Raw genomic sequence first — 17,306 nt, 5'->3', positions numbered from 1 at the left:
CCAGCTAGGCGAGCTACGAGTGCTCAGAGAGAAGAGGAGTGATTTTTTCGCAGAATGTGTCAATCGAGCGCTCCGCTTGCAATCTTTCAATAGAGTTCTCAGCAAGTTCGGCCCCCATATCTTGACGATTCACAAACTCAAGCATTCGATCTGCTAAAGCTTGAGCGCTACCAGCCTCAAACATCAAGGCATCATGCGCGTGCTCTAGTATTTCCGAGTTACCGCCGACATCGGCCACAAGACATGGAAGCTTCGATAGCATTGCTTCCAGCACAGTCATAGAAAAAGCTTCCCCATACCGGCTCGTATAAAGCAATGCGTCGTAAAACTCATAGTGTTCGAACAATTCGCCCGGACGAATCCCACGCATAGTAACCTGATCGATTAGGCCAGCCGTCTCAATTCGCTTGCGCTTGGCCTTGCGCTCACTGGGCTCGCCCAGTGCAAATAGGTCGAGCGACACATAAACTCCGCGCTGCTTTAAGAGGCCCACCGCAGCCACGGCAATATCCGCGCCTTTGGCCTCTGTTAATCGTCCAGCCCACATAAAACGACGGCGCCTCACGTAACGTTCTTTAGGCTTCAATATTCTGACATCAGTCCCAGGATAAATAACCGGTAAAGATTCGACCTGAGTCATGCCTGCATCGGTTAATTGATCACGGAGCCAACAACTCGCGACATAACTCCCCTCCAAGTTCAACTCGTGCGCTTCACCGATAGGCATCATCCCCAAGGCGCGTCGGGCCTTACCAATACAGTGCATAAAACCGCGATACAACTTAGATTGCAGGCTCGGATTAGCGCGCCACCAGCGATACCAAGGATCTCGATTAAAGCTCTCCGGCAACAACCAGTCCATATGCAAATCATAGACGATCCGAACACCTTTTTTTTGCAAACGAAACAGCAAAGACTTCGAGAGCTCACGCATATTCCAAATGTAGACCACATCAGGCTCAAAACGACGCACACGGTAATCAAGCGCCTCTGCATTCACTCTTTCGTGTGCATAGGTTGCCGCGTAAGACGTTCCAAGCTTCGAGTCTTCAAAAGCGTTCGGATACAGACGAAGCTCTCGAAAAACACCCTTTTCTCCTGGCACCCCCATCGGAGGCAAGCGATAATTTGACGTCAACACCTGCATCTGATGCCCTTGGCGCACCAGAGCTCCCACGGTCTGTCTACAGCGCTCATCGTGTCCACTATAGCCCAAGGGCGGATAAACGGATGTTAATACAAGTATTCTCACATATCTTAATGAGCCAGTCAACCTAGCACCTATCCAGCCAAAACTTCAGCAAACATAAGTTTTTACCTTATTTTAGATTAAAGCGACAATACGTTAGCTTAGGCTAAAAGTCGAGTGATAAGCTTGTAAAAAGCATCAAAGCTCAACAGCGCAAACTCGTTTGCGCTTGTGAAAATAAGCGACAATGGCCTAGTCTCAAGCATAAGCGTCGATTATCACAAACGAAATATGCCCGACTACTACATCAGAACACCCGAGCAAGACGAGTCCCGTGGACCCTTCGACATCTCAAAGCTGCTCACGCTTGCTGAAGCAGGTCAAGTCAGCCCCAACACGCTTTATTACGACGAAAATAAAGAAGAGTGGACGCCGTTGGCCTTGAATGAAGAACTGGCCGCTCAGGTTTTCCCAGAAAGAGAAAAACTCACACTGAGAGTCGATGAGGCCAAGAAAAACACATCGAACGCGCGCACTCCACCCGCATTGGACGTAGAGTCGATGCTCGCCGCAGCCGAAGGCGATACAGCAGAAAAACGCAAACTATCACGTAAAAAAAAGAGTTTCGAAATTGCAGCCAATATTTCCTCCTCCGGCCTAGGATTGATGCTGGTATTTTCTGCGCTTTTCATGGTTTTACCACTCGTTCCTCAATTTCAAGCCGCATTCAGCGAGAACGGGGTCGCCAGTATCTTAAACTACCCCACAGTTTTAATCGCGATTTTCGACTTAATCCTGGGGCTACTCCTATATCTGTCTGTGACGGAAGCATTTCAAGTCGCACGTGGACGAGCCATGTTAACACTAGGCTTCGGCTTGTATGTGGGCTGGGCGCTAGGCGACCCGCTCATAATGGGGCTCACGGCCGCCGCAGGCATCGGCATCTTTCTTGCCACGATCTCGCAAAGCTTGAACACCATGATTCCCGCATTTATACTTGGAGTGGGCGGCAATGCCTACCTCGCCTATCTGGCACTGAATGGCCGGTTTGATGGGTTCTTCGACAGCATTGTAATGAATATAGTCAACAGCTAAGCCATTTATCTACAATCAGTTTTGCAAAGCAAAGACCAAAAATCGATCGCAGACAAAGCCCGTAATAGGCTCGAACAAGTCAAATCTTACACCGCGCGTGCTCAAGCACTCATGCGCAAGGACATTTGGGAGCTAGAATACCTCGGCCGCCGCACCCTGCGCGCACGGATGTATCACCTGCTGCGCATCTTGACCTTAACCGGGCAAGGCTTGAAGCGCAACCAGCTCCCGATGCAATCCGCAGCACTCACCTTCTACTCTTCAATCGGCATCGGCCCCATTATCGCCTTTGGCATCATGATCTCCGGCTTCCTGATCGACCGCGACATCGCAGACCCCCACTCAGATCCTGCCGACAGCGTCGTGGTCAAGAAGATCACAGAAATCATTGCCTTTGCTGCGCCACAAGTATCCGTCACCGTCAACGAAGATAACAATGGCGTGACCCAAACAGAACTCGCCCCAGAGCTACTCGAGCTGATCAGTCACTTCAGTTCCGTCGCGAAATCGGGCACCGTCGGCGTGATTGGCACCGTGCTGCTACTATTTATCTGCTTGCGCGTGCTCACCTCCATCGAAAGCTCCTTTAACACGCTTTGGGGCGTGGAAAAAGGCCGCAACTTCACAGAACGCATCGTCACGTATTGGACATTTATTAGTCTAGGTGCCCTCATCGGCTCAGCCTCGATTTCGCTACAAGTATTGACGGTCTTCTTGCGCTTCGCAGAAAATCTCCCCTTTGGAACGACCATCACTGCTGTGATTACGTTTTTTCTGCCACTGATCACGCTGATAATGATCACCTTACTGCTGGCTGCCTTCCTGCGCTTCATCCCCAACACACAGGTTCAGTGGAGGCCCGCCCTACTGGGTTCCTTGCTCGTAGTGGCGCTGTTACAGATCTACAAGATGCTCTCCTTCCTTTACGTGCAGCAGGTCGTCAGCAACAATAGCCTCTACGGCTCCGTAGGCATCATAGTTGTGCTCATGCTGGGCCTCTACGTATTCTGGCTCTTAATCCTGCTCGGGGGGCAAGTCACTTACGCAGTGCAAAACGCCGATTTCCTCACCAATGAGAATGCCTGGCAAAACACTAGCGAGCGCGCACGCGAGCTGATCTCACTGACTGTGCTGCTAATCGTCATGCATCGCTTTCAGGCGGGCCGCCCCCCCGTCAAGACCAGTGAATTACTCAAAAAACTACACATTCCGAGCCATATTCTAAATACCAGCATCAATCGTCTATGCGCAATTGGTTTCCTCAACCGCATTGAGGATAGCAACGCGGAAGAAGAACGCGACCATGCCTATCAGCCAGGCCGGCCAGCCGAAAATATTACCTTGGCCGACTTCAAACAAAGCATTGAAACCTTCGGTAACGACGAAGGCTCTGACATCGCAGCCACAAACACCCCCGCCATTCGCATCTACATAGACGAGGTGCTCGCCCTCAAACATTGCCCCAAATCCAACATGACCTTGGCAGAGCTCATCCGCCTGCAAGAACCTGCTAGCTAAAGTTAGCAACCAATTGGTTGACAGAGTAGACTGGGCACCTAACCTCACCCGTTTTTTCGTATCTCATGATCTCTTGGATTCAACATCACCTCATCCGTCACGGACGCTGGATATTCCTGTCCCTGCTGGCTATTATTATCGTCGCATTTGTCTTCACCATCGGCAACACGCCGGGTTGCACGACTGATCGCAGTGGCTACAAGGAGAACCTGTTCTATGGGATTGACTTAAATGCACCCCGCGAACGCGAAATCGTCATTGAAAAAGTGCAGCTCAGCGCCTACCTCAACGGCCAGCAGATCCGCAGCGACGAGCAATTTCAGACTCAACTGACCAGCCGCATCGCACTCCTGCACCTCGCGGATGAGATTGGCGTCCCGGCTCCCAGCCAGGAAACACTGGCCGACTACATCACCACCAAGAATGCATTTCGTGGCCCCGATGGTCAATTTAGCGCGGACGCCTACACTAGCTTTGTGGACAGCATGGAGTCCAACCCACGTTCACAAAAAGGACTCGTTCTACTAGTGCTGGAAGAGGACTACCGGATCAATCAAATCGGCTCCGTGCTGGCCGGCCCGGGCTACCTGCTCCCCGCTGAAGCCTTGGCACAGACACAACGCAACCGCACTGAGTTCACACTCTCGACTGCACAAATCGACTACGCCAGCTTCACGCCTGAAATCACAGCCGACGAAGCCGCCCTGCTCGAATACTACGAAGCCAACAAACTTCGCTACCAAATCCCCGAGCGCATCCAAGCAAGCTACGTATTTTTTAAGGATTCACAATATGCGACCCAAGTGCCTGAGGCCAGCGAAGCCGAGCTACGTGAGCATTTCATCGCCAATCGCGCACAATTCGTCGCCGACTTTGAGGCCAACAAGCCTGCATCCGACGAAGGCGCCGACGCAACTCCAGTCACCTTCGCGGACGTGCGCGAAGCAGTCGCCCAGAGCTACCTGCAAGAGCAGGAAGCGCGCATCGCCAACCAAGCGGCACAAGCATTCGCTTACAGCCTCTACCGCGATGAGATCAAACGCGACTCCGCGGCATTCAATGAACTGCTCAACAAATCCCAAGTCAGCTTGACTCCCATTGAGCCCTACACACTGGCAGGTGCCCGCCAACGCGCACTCTCACCCGAGCTTCTGGAGTCCGCATTCCAGCTAGGCGGCAACCGCTACTACTCCGACGCCTATGCCATCGAGGGCGGCTTTGCCGTATTGATCTACGAAGGCCGCATCGCCCCGGAGATCCCCGCTTTCGAAGCCGTGCAGGCCGAAGTAACAGCCGACTACAAAGCCGAAGAAAAACGCCGCCTCTTCAACGAGAAGGGTGAAAGCCTGCAAGCCGAGCTTAAAGCCAAGATCAGCGAAGGCAGCGCCTTCGTCGCAGCCGCCGAAGCCCTCGGCCTCCAGGCACAGGATTTCGAAAGTTTCAGTGCACAAGAAGCACCTAGCGAACTCAACCGTAGCGCCCTGCAAACCGCGCAAGGCATGCAGGCAGGCGAAGTCTCTCCGATGCTCACCACTGGCGGCAGCGGCATCTTTGTCTATGTCAAAGAGAAGACCGTGCCCGAAATCGCTAGCGACGACGAAGACCTCGTGCAAGCAGAAGACTACCTAGCTCGCTTCGCGGCCTACACAAGCGGTGCCGCCTTTGCCAACGAGCTGGTCTTCCACGGTCTGCCCGAAGAATCAGCCCAAGAAATCTCCGAATAAGCTAAAAATGGATTGGAGTCAGTTCCAACGAATCGACCCTCACCTTTTAGTAGGTCTCGTCAATACGGAGCTCCGCAACCATTCGGACTCCTTAGACGACCTGTGTCGCACACACGACATTGACCCGAAGCAACTCTGCGCCCACCTCGCGAGCGCAGACTATCATTTCCAAGTAGATCAGCGGCAGTTTCGTTAAACTGCCGCTGATCCAGCGGAAACAACAAACTATAGATACTTCTGAATCGATTGACTCAAACTAGAAGCAATCGCCTCATCACCAAAGGTGCCGACGCGAATACTCATCTCATAATAAACAGGTGATTTTGTTCGGTAGCTCACTGTGATCTTCTGATCGCTCGCGTTACGGAACAGATATTTACCTGCAGTTTGATCGCCAGAGCCATTAATAAACTGAAGCCCTAGATCGCGTGCTCCATTTCGGATCGCCTGTTCGAGCTGCTCAGAGCTTGCGTCGACCGCGACAGTCAAATCGCCCAGCGCATAAGCAGTGCCTCCCGCGGCAGCCCCACCGGCCACAATCGCGACACAACCAGAAAATTGAAAACTCGCCCCTAATAGTAGCGCAGAAACAAAGCCAGCATGGATATATTTATTCATAGGGGAACAATAGCACACGATCGCTAACTCACAACACAAGTTCGATTCAGAACACTTGATTTTTTAAACAACAGCCCTACGCTTCTGCGCCTTTTGAGAAACCCTTGCCTCTATCTGCGGTAATGCTTTCTCAGAATTCATGTTTTAAACCCAAAACAACCAATTATGACAACAAAAGCACCTGAACGCCACGAATTCCAAGCCGAGGTCAAGCAAGTCCTCGATATCGTCGTCCACTCGCTCTACACGGACAAAGAGATCTTCGTCCGTGAGCTCGTCTCCAATGCATCGGACGCCACCGAAAAGCTGCGTCACAATCAAGTCGCCGAGAAAGATGCCGACATTTTTGACGCTGATCTCGACCTCGAGATCCAAGTATCCTCCGACGAAGAAGCCGGCGAGATCACCATCCGCGACTTCGGCATCGGCATGACTCGCGATGAGTTGATCGAAAACCTGGGCACCATCGCCCACTCAGGATCCAAGGCTTTTCTCAACGCGCTGAAGGAAAGCGGCGAGCGCAACGACAATCTGATCGGTCAGTTCGGTGTCGGCTTCTACTCCGTCTTCATGGTGGCCGATTCGGTCAAAGTATACACCCGCAGCTGGAAAAAAGAAGGCGAGTGCTACTGCTGGTCCAGCGATGGCTCCGGCGCCTACGAAATCGAAGAGGTCGAAGGCGAACGCCGCGGCACCCGCATCGTCATCTCCCTCAAGGACGAATATAAGGACTTTGCCAAGAAGGATCGTATCGAGGAGATCATTAAAAAGTATTCCGCTTTCGTACAGTTCCCCGTCAAGGTCGACGGCGAAAAGCTCAACACCATCGGCGCAATCTGGCTCAAGAGCAAAAGCGACGTGACCGAAGAAGAATACAAAGAATTCTACAAATTCCAGGCCAAGGCCTTTGACGAGCCTCGCTTCTGGCTACACTTCAACGCAGACGCGCCACTGGAAATCAACGCCCTGCTCTACGCGCCCACTGAAAACATGGAAGGCTTCGGCTTTGGCCGCATGGAGCCCGGCGTCGGCCTCTACTGCCGTAAGGTGCTAATCGACAGCGAGCCCAAGAACTTGCTGCCCGACTGGCTGCGCTTCGTGCGTGGTGTGGTCGACAGCGCTGACTTGCCGCTCAACATCTCGCGTGAGTCCATGCAAGACAGCAGCCTGATTCAAAAACTGAACAAGGTCATCACTAAGCGCTTCCTCAAGACTCTGGAAGAAAAAGCCAAGAAAGAGCCCGAAGTTTACAACGACTTCTGGAGCAACTTCGGCCTATTCCTCAAGGAAGGTGTCACCACCGACTTCACACACCGCGATCAGTTGCTCAAGCTGCTGCGCTACGAGTCTTCTTACACCGAAGCCGGCAGCACCACCAGCCTAGCCGACTATCTCTCACGCGCACCAGAAGGCCAAAAGGAAATTTACTACCTCTTCGGCCCTAGCCGCGAAGCCATCGAGAGCGGTCCTTACATCGAGGCATTCAAGGCCCGCAACATCGAGGTGCTCTACCTTTACGAGCCAATCGATGAGTTCGTCATGAACCACGCCCGCGCGTTTGATGAAAAGAACTTCGTGTCTGCCGACAACGACGAGATCGATCTCGACGCCATCGCACCGGAAACCGAAAGCGACAAGGCCGAAGCCCTCGCCGCCGACGCATCCGAAGCCCTCTGCAGCTTCATTAAGGAAAAGCTCGGTGAAGAAGTCAGTGAAGTTTCCGCCAGCGACCGCCTCGTCGGTAGCCCGGCCATGATCGTCAACGCCGACAAGCAAATGACGGCTCAAATGCGCAAGATGATGAAGGCCATGCAGCAAAAAGCAGGCGGCCCCGAAATGCCCGGCATGGGCGGCGAGCCTCCCGTCAAGTTGCAAATCAATCCACGCCACTCGCTGGTTAAAAATCTAGCAGGTCTACACGCCAACGACGGCGAACTGGCCAGCCTGATCTGTCAGCAGTTGCTCGACAACGCCCGCATGTCGGCTGGTCTGCTCGAAGATCCCAGCCAAATGGTGCAGCGCAGCTACCAGATTCTGGAAAAGCTCAGCGCCAAGTAAGACAGCTCCGTTTATTTAGAACAAAGCCGCGATTCCTCACAGGAGTCGCGGCTTTTTTGTGTTCAAAAAGACCTACATCTTCCCTTTCACATAGGCGATCAATTGCTTAGCGATGGGAATGCGCTGATACACGATATCAGTGGGGTCCCAGTAGTCTTGATGGAAAATCACCTTCCCCTCGTTGTTAAAGCGCATGCGCGTCATGCCAATTGATTCCTCCCATGTGCCGGTGGGCGTCTTTTTGAAGTCCAGCCGCATCGTCCAATCGATATAGTAATCGCCCCCGCTGCGCAGAATTTTATGAAAAACAAATTCTGCCCCCTCTAAGGGAGCGAGACCTTCGATCAAATATTCGCGAATCTCGGCCGCAGACTCTAAGTGCCGAAAGGCATCGCGAAAATAAACTTTGTCGGCGTAGACCTGCTCCACATTAGCAGCCAACGCATCTTCGCTGTAGTCGGTAAAGAGCGTTTCCACCCGAGCGAGCATCTGCGCCTCTTCGGGACTCCCCTCTGCGGGCAGCTCAAATTGACTGGGATCCGTCCATTCGAGTGCGGCACGGTAAGTAGAATCAGGTATAGTTTGCGTATGCATGGTATTCGATGAGCTACAGCCCGAAAACAGGCCTAGCAGAGAGAGGCTGACAAGGCAGCATGCGATGGATCGTTTAACTTTCACCCTAATCAAGCGCAGTCGCGCGAGAAACCTTACAAAAAGATCTGTGCCGAGTAAGTTAGCCAGCACTGCAGCGATCTCTTAAACAAGCATCCTGCACGTGAACAAGCGTCGCTGCCCCACCTCGCCCTCACAACTACGGCCGGGGCCCCTCTTAAATTGACAACGCCATCATGACCGAAACGAACTCTAAACAACGAATCGCAATCGTCGGCTGTGGCGTGGCAGGCCTCACAGCCGCCTGGCTACTGCAGCGAAAGCACGAGGTGCACCTCTTCGAGAAAAACGACTACGCGGGCGGCCACACACGTACCTTGCGCGTGCCCAACGGTGTGGATGCCGGCACCGCGGTCGACACTGGCTTCATTGTCATGAATCACCGCAACTACCCCAAGTTCACCGAAGTGCTGCGGCAACTAAATGTGGAGCTAGAGGACAGCTCGATGACATTTAGTTTTTACGATCGTGCCACAAATTACGGCTATTCGGGCAATTCCCTAGGCAGCTTGTTTCCGTCCGTTGGCTACTATTTTAAGCCTAAACATTTGAGCTTCATCCGTGACCTCTGGCGTTTTGCGAAGGTGGGCTACCGCGACCTCAATTCTGGCTATTTGGCCGGCAAGACACTGGGCGAATACTGCCAAGCACGTGCGTTCGGCCAGCCCTTCCTGCAAAATTACCTCTACCCGATGGGCGCCGCCATCTGGTCCTCTCCGATTGAAGAGATGCGCGCCTTTCCAGCCCAGGCTTATCTACACTTTCTGGAAAACCACGGCTTACTGCGCCTGACTAATCGCCCCCAGTGGCGCGTCGTCAAAGGTGGCTCACGCAACTATGTGCGCGCAATGCTACAAAGCTTTCAACGCCCTCCCAACCTACAATCCGCTCCGAAATGTATTCACCGTCACCAAGCAGGTGTGACCCTGGAAATGCAGGACGGACAGAAACTGGAATTTGATCACCTCGTGCTTGGCGCCCACGCCGACGAAGCCTACCAACTACTGGCCGATCCCAGCCCAGAGGAAATTCAAAATCTCAGTCCCTGGCGCTATCAAGCCAATCAAGTCGTGCTACACAGCGACGCCAGCCAACTGCCCCTCGACTCAAAGCTCTGGGCCTCCTGGAATTTTGTGCGCGCTCAAGGAGATGCCGCCCACCGCCCGGTGTCAGTCAGCTACTATATGAACCGCCTGCAAAATCTGCACACAGAGGCGCCCTACATCGTCACCCTCAATCCGGCAAAACCGATCGAGGCTTCGAAAGTCATCAACACCACGACCTTGATGCACCCGCTCTACTCACAAGCCAGCTTGGAAACACAAGCACGCCTACGCGCGATGAATGGCCAAGGCAACACATGGTATTGCGGTAGTTACTTCGGCTACGGCTTCCATGAAGATGCGGTGCAATCGGCTGTCGAAGTGGCCGCAGGCTTTGGCATATCCCTATGATCCAACACTCACAGATCTATCGCGGGCAAGTCGTCCACCAGCGGCTGACGCCATGCGCCCACAGCTTCAGCTATCCCACCACCTTCTTCGGCTTCGACTTAAACGAGCTCAAGCCACTCACTCAGCAAATCTCACTGTTCGGGCACCCGCAGGCACGACCACTCACGCTGCGTGACAAGGATTACCTCTACGGAAAAGATGCGCCCATCCTCGAACAGCTCAACCACATACTGCCACCCGAACGCCCGGGTGAACGCACGCTCTTGATCAGCTCACCGCGTTACTTCGGCTACGCCTTCAACCCAGTCAACTTTCACCTACGCATGGCTGGCGATGCTCTGCTCAGCGTCGTGGCGGAAGTGAATAACACATTCGGCGACCGCCACATTTACCCGCTGACTCAGTTGCAAGAAGTAGGCACTCACCAGTGGACCGCTCGCTGCGCCAAAGACTTTCATGTATCCCCATTCAACGACCTCGCGGGCGAGTATCATTTTAATTTTCGCATTGAGCGAGAGTCCATATTCTTAGGCGTCGACCTGCATCGCCAAGGTAAATGCGTATTAAAGACATGGATACATGGAAAGGCCAAACCGATCACCAATGCTGCAATCTGGAAACACGCGCTCCTAAAACCATTCGACACCGCACTCAACAGCATGCCACGTATCTTGTATCAAGCTGCACAGCTGTATTACAAAAAGAAGCTAGCTGTGCACGCTCGGCCCAGCCCGCAGTCCAAACAAACCTTGATCGACCGCGACCAAACGCAACAGCATCCGATCGTATAAGGATCAGCAACCACTCCGCTCCAGCACGACGTGCTGCACATCGATCAGCTCGGCATCGAAGCCTGCCTCACAATAGCTGAAATAATAATTCCACTTACGACGAAAGCGGGCATCAAAACCCAGCGCATCCACATCGCCTTCCGCGGCATTAAAGCTCTGCGCCCAACGGCGCAATGTCTCTGCATAGTCACGGCCGAAGAGATGTAGACCGAGCACTTGCATATCCTTGGTATCGGCCACATGCGCACGAATCGCTCCCGGCGAAGGCAGGTGACCTCCGGGGAAAATGTGTTTCTGTATCCAATCACAACTACGACTATAGCTATCATAGCGATCATCGGAAATCGTGATCGCCTGCAGAACCGCACGTGCGCCTGGTTTGAGCGAGCGGCGAATGACTTGAAAGTAGCTTTGCAAATATTCGCGCCCGACCGCCTCGATCATTTCACACGAGAGCACCGCATCATACTGCCCCTGCTGCCGGCGATAGTCTTCTAAGGCAATTCCAACCCGATCGGCGCAGCCCGCGCGGGCAAAGAGCTCTTTAGAATATGTAAACTGCTCTTCCGAAAGAGTGATCGTTTTCACGTGGCAGCCCCGCTGCGCAGCGCGTAGGGCCAACGCGCCCCAGCCGGACCCGATCTCTAAAATCGAGTCGCCCGCAGCCACCCCAGCGAGGTCGAGCATACGGTCGATCTTGCGCAACTGCGCCTGCTCCAAGCTTTCAGTGTGGTCTTGAAAGTAAGCACTGGAGTAGGTCATCGTGGGATCGAGAAAGCTTTGGTAAAAATCATTACTCAAATCGTAGTGTTCCTGAATGTTGGTCTGAGTTTTCTCCAGCGTGTTACGACGCGCCCGGTGGTAGAGACGGTTCATTTGTTGGGTCAGCAAGGAGAAGCCACGTCCCACGCGACCTAAATCCTGCTGATTCTTGGCGAGCAGCAAGAGCAGTGCTGAGAGATCGGGCGTATCCCAATCGCCATCGACATAGGACTCGCCCAAACCAACGCTGCCGCTAGAGAATACTTTACTAAAAAATGCAGCCCGATGGATCTTCAGTTGTATCTGAGCATCTCCCTGTTCACCTAAGACGCACTCCGCGCCACTGGGAAATTGAATTTGCAAACTCCCAAACTGCAGATCGCGCAACATCCATGCAAGCGCACGCTCCATGAGTTTCATACGTGGCAAGGTGCTTGCAGCTTGAACTAATTTGACTGATTTCGTGGTATCCATGGAAAAAAGGTGTTAGTGGTCGATTGGTAGCGGCGATAGGCCTGCCCACGGCTCTTCAGCGATGATCGCTCAGCAAAAGGCACGCCGGTCAAATAACGGAGAAAGACATACATGGCGATAGGCCCGATCCATGCCAGCGGCGCGCCTGCGGCTAGTAGCACGTAGCCAAACCAGTGCAACCATTCAAAAAAGTAGTTCGGGTGCCGTGAATAACGCCACAGACCCACACGACATACAGCTCCTCTATGATTGGGCTGCGCACGAAACTTTGCGAGTTGCTGGTCAGCCAGTGCCTCACCAAGTATCGCACAGACTGCAAGTCCAACACCCAACATATCGAGCCACGCCCAAGCGCCCTCACGACTCATGGCGACACTCACAGGCAAAAAGAAGAGCGCAACCAGAACGACCTGGGCCAGAAAGACAAAATAGAAATTACGCGCCTGCTGCTTGCCCCAATATTCTGCCAGCGCTTGGTAGCGTGGATCTTCTTTCCCCAGCAAAATACGATCTGCGAATAAATGATAACTTAAGCGAAAAGACCAAATCATAATCAACAATACGACCACCCAGGAGCGGATCGAGTTCAGCTCCGCATAGCGATGATAAGCCAGCGCAATCAAGCCTAAGCCTAGTGTCCAAATCGTATCCACCAGCGCCATCAAGCTAAGCCTGCGGGCCAATCCATAGACTGAGCTGGCAATAACAAACCCGACAACAAAGAAACTGATCCAAAAATTTAACATACACTCATTCAAATTAAGTGTGGTTGCCTACGGCGGCCTCCTGATAGATTTTTTCGGGATAGACCTTCAAATCCCAAACGACACCAAGTTTCTCTAACAGACGCAGCCCCCAATAGCTTAAGTCCAACTCCCACCAATACATTCCTTGCCGAGCGGAAAGTGGCCAACGGTGATGATTGTTATGCCAGCCTTCCCCAAAAGTAAGTAAGGCCACCCACCAGCTGTTACGACTTTCATCGTCAGTTTTAAAACGCTTACTGCCCACGATGTGGGTGACTGAATTCACACAGAAAGTCACATGATAGACCAACACCGTGCTCATAAAGAAGCCCCACATAACCATTTGTAAGCCACTGGTTTCAAGACCAGGATAGAACGCGTCCAGGCCCGCCCCCACCCCATAGAGCAATAGGATCAACGAGATGACGGGTAAGATGTGAAAACGATCAATAAAACGAAGCTCTGGGTATTTATTTAGATCCTTAACGCGATCGTGCTGAATGGAGCCATACGCACGACACAGCACCCATCCAATGTGCGCCCAGAAAGCGTCGTTGACCACTGGGGAATGAATGTCCTCTTCTTTGTCCGAATGTTGATGATGGTGCCGATGATTCGCCGCCCACCACATTGGACCCAATTGCGCCGATGAAGTGCCCACCCACGCCAAGATAAATTGAAAGGCACGACTCGTTTTGAATGCCCGGTGGGAAAAGTAACGATGAAAGCCTGCGGTCAAAGCAAAAACCCGAACTACATAAGTGATTAGCAAAGCAATCACCGCTGCCCAGCTAAACCCCGTAAACAGAGCCCCACATGCGAGCACATGCATCATGAATATTGGGGATGATGCCATCAGCAGACGGTTGTCCTCATCGTGCAGTGCATGTCGCAGAATGGATTGAAATTTAGGCATAGGCGTTGTGGAGTAAACGCCCCTCAATGATTGAACTTACAACAAAAATTGCGTAAGGCCGAACTGACATTTGCGATTGGTCATCATGCCAACGATCCACCAATTAGAACGCGAACAAACCATCGCAACCGAGCTCGAAACAGCCTGGAATTTTATCAGCGCGCCCCAAAATCTCGATCGGATCACCCCCGACGATATGGACTTCGAGATCGTCAGCAAACTTCCCGAGCAAATGTATAACGGCCTGCTTATCGAATACCGAGTCGGCATTCCACTCATCGGCAAACAAACTTGGCTGACCGAACTAAAACATATTCGTGAGCAACACTCCTTCGTCGACGAGCAGCGCATCGGCCCCTATCGGCTATGGTATCACTACCACGAGATCACAGCCGTAGCAGGGGGCGTGCGCTTCAACGATCGCGTGAGCTATGTGATGCCCTTCGGCCCATTCGGCGCCCTTGCACGTGGACTTTATGTGAAAAAGGAGCTCGAACGTATTTTCGACTATCGTCAAAAAGCGATGCTTGCGCATCTAGCGAATTAAGGCTTGTCCGCGCGACCGGTCATTGTTCAGCCATTTCACCTGGAATATTTGCCTCCTCTTCGCGATTGATAAAAATTGTGCGTGTAGGATAGGCAAAATCGATGCCACGCTCAGCAAATTGACGACAGAGCGCCAAATTGATCTTCTGCTGCGCATCCATGTAGGCATTGAAGTCAGGCGTATTGATGTAGTAAACGACTTCAAAATCGTAAGAACTCGCTCCAAAACTTTTAAAGTGGGCACGATCGAAGCGCAGCCCCTCTACACTTTCCACGATAGATTTAACCATCGCTGGAATCGCCTCTAACTGATCGGGAGTCGTCTGATAAATGACGCCAAACTCGAAGGGCACCCGACGTTCCTGCATACGCTTGTAGTTACGCACACGACTGCTAAGTAGATCGGTGTTCGAAAAAATGAGCTGCTCCCCAGAAAGACTCCTCAAACGGGTGGTCTTTAGACCAATTTTCTCTACCACCCCCATCAAGTCACCGACGATGATAAAGTCGCCAATCACAAAAGGCTTATCCAAGACAATTGAAAGCGATGCAAACAGGTCGCCCAAAATATTTTGCAACGCCAAGGCCACCGCAATCCCACCGATTCCCAAGCCAGCAAATAATGCAGTCACATCGTAACCTAAATTATCGACCACCAAGAGTAACGCGACTGACCAAATAATTAAGCGCACCAAAAAGGAGACGCCTTGCACTACAGAGACTGCGCCTGGGTTCTCATCGCGACGTGCATCCGTGTAAAAGGTAATATAGGTGGACACCATACGATTGGCCCAAATCGCCGCCTGTAAGACCACAGCAATCAATAGGGCGAAATCCAAATACGTGTCGAACTCTCCACTATCCAAGAAGCGAGCACCGCCCCATACTGCTGCCGTAAACAAAACAAAACTTTTAGTCGATTCCAGCGCAGAAGCGAGCAGATCGTCGGCAATCGTAGAAGTTCTTTTGCTCAAGCTACTGATCCGCCGCTTGAGTACTCCAAAGAGCAATTTTAAGCTAAGAAAAAGCACAAAAATCGTTCCAAGTGCATAGATCCAATGGTCAAGCCCATTGCCTGCGATTTCTATGTGATAGATTTTGTCTAACCAAACTGTCATAGAGCAGCAAGTAGCACAGACTGGGCCGCTCTGTCAAAAAATGGAGACAATTAGCCAGATGCTGCTCAAACAGCCCGAACGAGCCTCAATTATAGTCGTTGACAGCCGGAAATGATTGCTCCTTAAATGCAACCATAGCGAACAGCATACGATGTCTAAGGTGTTCTCCACCGACAATCCGTATTAAATCCCGACTGGTAGTCGGACTTTCCGCTCCGACGCTAGACCTCCTTCGCGCCAGAACTCAAACTTGCGCCAAAGATCCGCACTCTTGCGATACTTCTCTTTTAATTAATCTACTACGTACCGAAACGCCGACACATGAGCCAAGATAATTCATCGACGGAAACACCTGCGCCTACCGAAGAAGCAGTCGCCTCAGCGACGCCTAAACAGGAAAAAGCTCAGCAGAATAAGCAGCCTTCAAAGGAGAAGCCACAAGTCAAGGAAGTGGCGGTTTCGGGCATTTTAGAAATCTTAGAAAACAAGACCGGTCAGCTAATCGACCCTTCGCGTAACGGTAAGACAAAGCCTAACGATCCTTTTGTGCCACGCGAATTAATCAAACGCTTCAAGCTCAAGCAGGGAAGCTTTATCGAAGGCAATGCTCATCAGAATGACCGTTTTCCTAATCCCAAAGTACGCTTCATTGAGAAAGTCGATGGCGCTGAACTCGAAGAGCGCAAAGGTCGTTATACTTTCCAACAAATGGTCTCCATCGCACCCGACGAACAAATCCGGCTCGAAGCCAAAGATGGACGTGTCACCACGCGAATCATGGACCTTTTTTGCCCCATCGGTAAAGGCACCCGTGGTCTAATCGTCGCCCCACCACGCACAGGTAAAACAACACTGCTACACGACATCGCACATGGCGTGATCGAAAACCACCCCGAGTGCCACTGCCTAGTGCTGCTGGTCGATGAGCGGCCGGAAGAAGTCACTGATTTTAAGCGTAGTGTGAACGCGGAGATCTACGCATCCTCCAATGACGAGGACCTTAAAAATCACCTTCGCATCGCAGAAATCACCATTGAGCGTGCTAAAAGATTAGTGGAAGCTGGTAAAGACGTCGTGCTGCTGCTCGATTCCATCACTCGCCTCGCACGCGCCTACAATGCCGCCTCGGGCAAAGGGGGCCGCACGATGACTGGCGGCCTCGATGTGCGCGCGCTGGAAAAACCACGTCAAATTTTCTCTGCCGCACGTAATTGCGAAGAAGGCGGCAGCCTCACCATAATTGCGACCGCGCTGATCGAGACTGGTAGCAAAATGGACGAGCTGATCTTTCAGGAATTCAAAGGCACGGGTAACATGGAAATGGTGCTCGATCGCAAGGCAGCCGAGCTCCGCCTATGGCCTGCGATCAACTTGAACGCCTCTGGCACGCGTAAGGAAGAGCTCCTACTCTCAGGTAAATACCTGGAAGGTGCCCAATTCCTACGTCGCGCATTAGCAGGTCAAAAGATCGAAGACGCTGCCGAGCTCATGATCGACCGCTTCCAACAGACCAAAACAAACGACGAGTTTTTGAAGCTGCTACAGCGCTAATGGGTGCATGCAAACAGTCTATTGTACTGTTGAACTGCGTTTTATTTTTAAAAGTTAAGAATTTGTTAATGATC

At 52.2% G+C, this 17,306-nt stretch carries 16 protein-coding genes; 9 read left to right on the top strand and 7 right to left on the bottom strand.

The window, feature by feature from the left end; translation table 11 throughout:
- Nucleotides 1-13: 13 nt before the first annotated feature.
- The gene (locus tag QEH52_RS01285) at nucleotides 14-1,252 is read right to left on the bottom strand and encodes a glycosyltransferase family 4 protein (protein WP_308948118.1); all 1,239 of its coding nucleotides are present in this window, start codon (nucleotides 1,250-1,252) and stop codon (nucleotides 14-16) included.
- A 228-nt stretch (nucleotides 1,253-1,480) separates the two neighbouring features.
- On the opposite strand from QEH52_RS01285, the gene QEH52_RS01280 reads away from it, so the two are divergent.
- The 4 genes from QEH52_RS01280 to QEH52_RS01265 all read left to right on the top strand — a co-directional run bounded on the left by QEH52_RS01280 (nucleotide 1,481) and on the right by QEH52_RS01265 (nucleotide 5,722).
- Nucleotides 1,481-2,284, top strand: coding sequence for a DUF4339 domain-containing protein (locus tag QEH52_RS01280; RefSeq protein WP_308948117.1), 804 nt, complete (start codon nucleotides 1,481-1,483; stop codon nucleotides 2,282-2,284).
- Between the two features lie 21 nt (nucleotides 2,285-2,305).
- Nucleotides 2,306-3,802, top strand: coding sequence for a YihY/virulence factor BrkB family protein (locus QEH52_RS01275; RefSeq protein WP_308948116.1), 1,497 nt, complete (start codon nucleotides 2,306-2,308; stop codon nucleotides 3,800-3,802).
- A gap of 65 nt (nucleotides 3,803-3,867) precedes the next feature.
- Nucleotides 3,868-5,526, top strand: coding sequence for a peptidylprolyl isomerase (locus QEH52_RS01270; RefSeq protein WP_308948115.1), 1,659 nt, complete (start codon nucleotides 3,868-3,870; stop codon nucleotides 5,524-5,526).
- Nucleotides 5,527-5,533: 7 nt separating this feature from the next.
- A complete protein-coding gene (locus QEH52_RS01265) occupies nucleotides 5,534-5,722 on the top strand; it encodes a DUF4250 domain-containing protein (RefSeq protein WP_308948114.1) in 189 nt (62 codons plus the stop codon).
- Between the two features lie 29 nt (nucleotides 5,723-5,751).
- Here QEH52_RS01265 and QEH52_RS01260 read toward each other — a convergent pair whose 3' ends face one another.
- Nucleotides 5,752-6,144 (bottom strand): DUF3568 family protein, encoded by a 393-nt coding sequence (locus tag QEH52_RS01260; protein WP_308948113.1) that lies wholly within the window; start codon nucleotides 6,142-6,144, stop codon nucleotides 5,752-5,754.
- A gap of 165 nt (nucleotides 6,145-6,309) precedes the next feature.
- On the opposite strand from QEH52_RS01260, the gene htpG reads away from it, so the two are divergent.
- Nucleotides 6,310-8,202, top strand: coding sequence for a molecular chaperone HtpG (gene htpG / locus QEH52_RS01255; protein WP_308948112.1), 1,893 nt, complete (start codon nucleotides 6,310-6,312; stop codon nucleotides 8,200-8,202).
- Nucleotides 8,203-8,274: 72 nt separating this feature from the next.
- Here htpG and QEH52_RS01250 read toward each other — a convergent pair whose 3' ends face one another.
- Nucleotides 8,275-8,796, bottom strand: coding sequence for a nuclear transport factor 2 family protein (locus QEH52_RS01250; protein WP_308948111.1), 522 nt, complete (start codon nucleotides 8,794-8,796; stop codon nucleotides 8,275-8,277).
- Nucleotides 8,797-9,050: 254 nt separating this feature from the next.
- Between QEH52_RS01250 and QEH52_RS01245 the strand changes: the two genes are divergently transcribed.
- Nucleotides 9,051-10,328, top strand: a complete 1,278-nt coding sequence (locus tag QEH52_RS01245) for an NAD(P)/FAD-dependent oxidoreductase (RefSeq protein WP_308948110.1) — start codon at nucleotides 9,051-9,053, stop codon at nucleotides 10,326-10,328.
- Complete coding sequence (locus tag QEH52_RS01240) at nucleotides 10,325-11,119, top strand: DUF1365 domain-containing protein (RefSeq protein ID WP_308948109.1); 795 nt, start codon at nucleotides 10,325-10,327, stop codon at nucleotides 11,117-11,119. The genes QEH52_RS01245 and QEH52_RS01240 overlap by 4 nt, the downstream gene beginning before the upstream one ends.
- A 3-nt stretch (nucleotides 11,120-11,122) precedes the next feature.
- Here QEH52_RS01240 and QEH52_RS01235 read toward each other — a convergent pair whose 3' ends face one another.
- Genes QEH52_RS01235 through QEH52_RS01225 form a run of 3 tightly spaced genes read right to left on the bottom strand, consistent with a single transcriptional unit; the run spans nucleotide 11,123 to nucleotide 14,017 of the window.
- A complete protein-coding gene (locus QEH52_RS01235) occupies nucleotides 11,123-12,355 on the bottom strand; it encodes a cyclopropane-fatty-acyl-phospholipid synthase family protein (protein ID WP_308948108.1) in 1,233 nt (410 codons plus the stop codon).
- Nucleotides 12,328-13,101, bottom strand: coding sequence for a DUF1295 domain-containing protein (locus tag QEH52_RS01230; RefSeq protein ID WP_308948107.1), 774 nt, complete (start codon nucleotides 13,099-13,101; stop codon nucleotides 12,328-12,330). Before QEH52_RS01230 ends, QEH52_RS01235 begins: the two co-directional genes overlap by 28 nt.
- A gap of 13 nt (nucleotides 13,102-13,114) precedes the next feature.
- A complete protein-coding gene (locus tag QEH52_RS01225) occupies nucleotides 13,115-14,017 on the bottom strand; it encodes an acyl-CoA desaturase (RefSeq protein ID WP_308948106.1) in 903 nt (300 codons plus the stop codon).
- An 85-nt stretch (nucleotides 14,018-14,102) separates the two neighbouring features.
- Between QEH52_RS01225 and QEH52_RS01220 the strand changes: the two genes are divergently transcribed.
- Entirely contained in the window at nucleotides 14,103-14,564 is a 462-nt protein-coding gene (locus QEH52_RS01220) for an SRPBCC family protein (protein ID WP_308948105.1), read from the top strand.
- A gap of 19 nt (nucleotides 14,565-14,583) precedes the next feature.
- On the opposite strand, the gene QEH52_RS01215 is transcribed toward QEH52_RS01220, so the two are convergent.
- The gene (locus tag QEH52_RS01215) at nucleotides 14,584-15,681 is read right to left on the bottom strand and encodes a mechanosensitive ion channel family protein (protein ID WP_308948104.1); all 1,098 of its coding nucleotides are present in this window, start codon (nucleotides 15,679-15,681) and stop codon (nucleotides 14,584-14,586) included.
- Nucleotides 15,682-16,002: 321 nt separating this feature from the next.
- Here QEH52_RS01215 and rho point away from each other — a divergent pair, with 321 nt between their 5' ends.
- Nucleotides 16,003-17,232 (top strand): transcription termination factor Rho, encoded by a 1,230-nt coding sequence (rho, locus tag QEH52_RS01210; RefSeq protein ID WP_308948102.1) that lies wholly within the window; start codon nucleotides 16,003-16,005, stop codon nucleotides 17,230-17,232.
- Nucleotides 17,233-17,306 lie beyond the last annotated feature (74 nt).

This window comes from Thalassobacterium maritimum, from assembly GCF_031127805.1.
In the GTDB taxonomy this organism is placed as follows: domain Bacteria; phylum Verrucomicrobiota; class Verrucomicrobiia; order Opitutales; family Coraliomargaritaceae; genus Thalassobacterium; species Thalassobacterium maritimum.
Note: the sequence above shows the minus strand (reverse complement) of the source record. Positions and strands in the feature narration are given on the sequence as shown.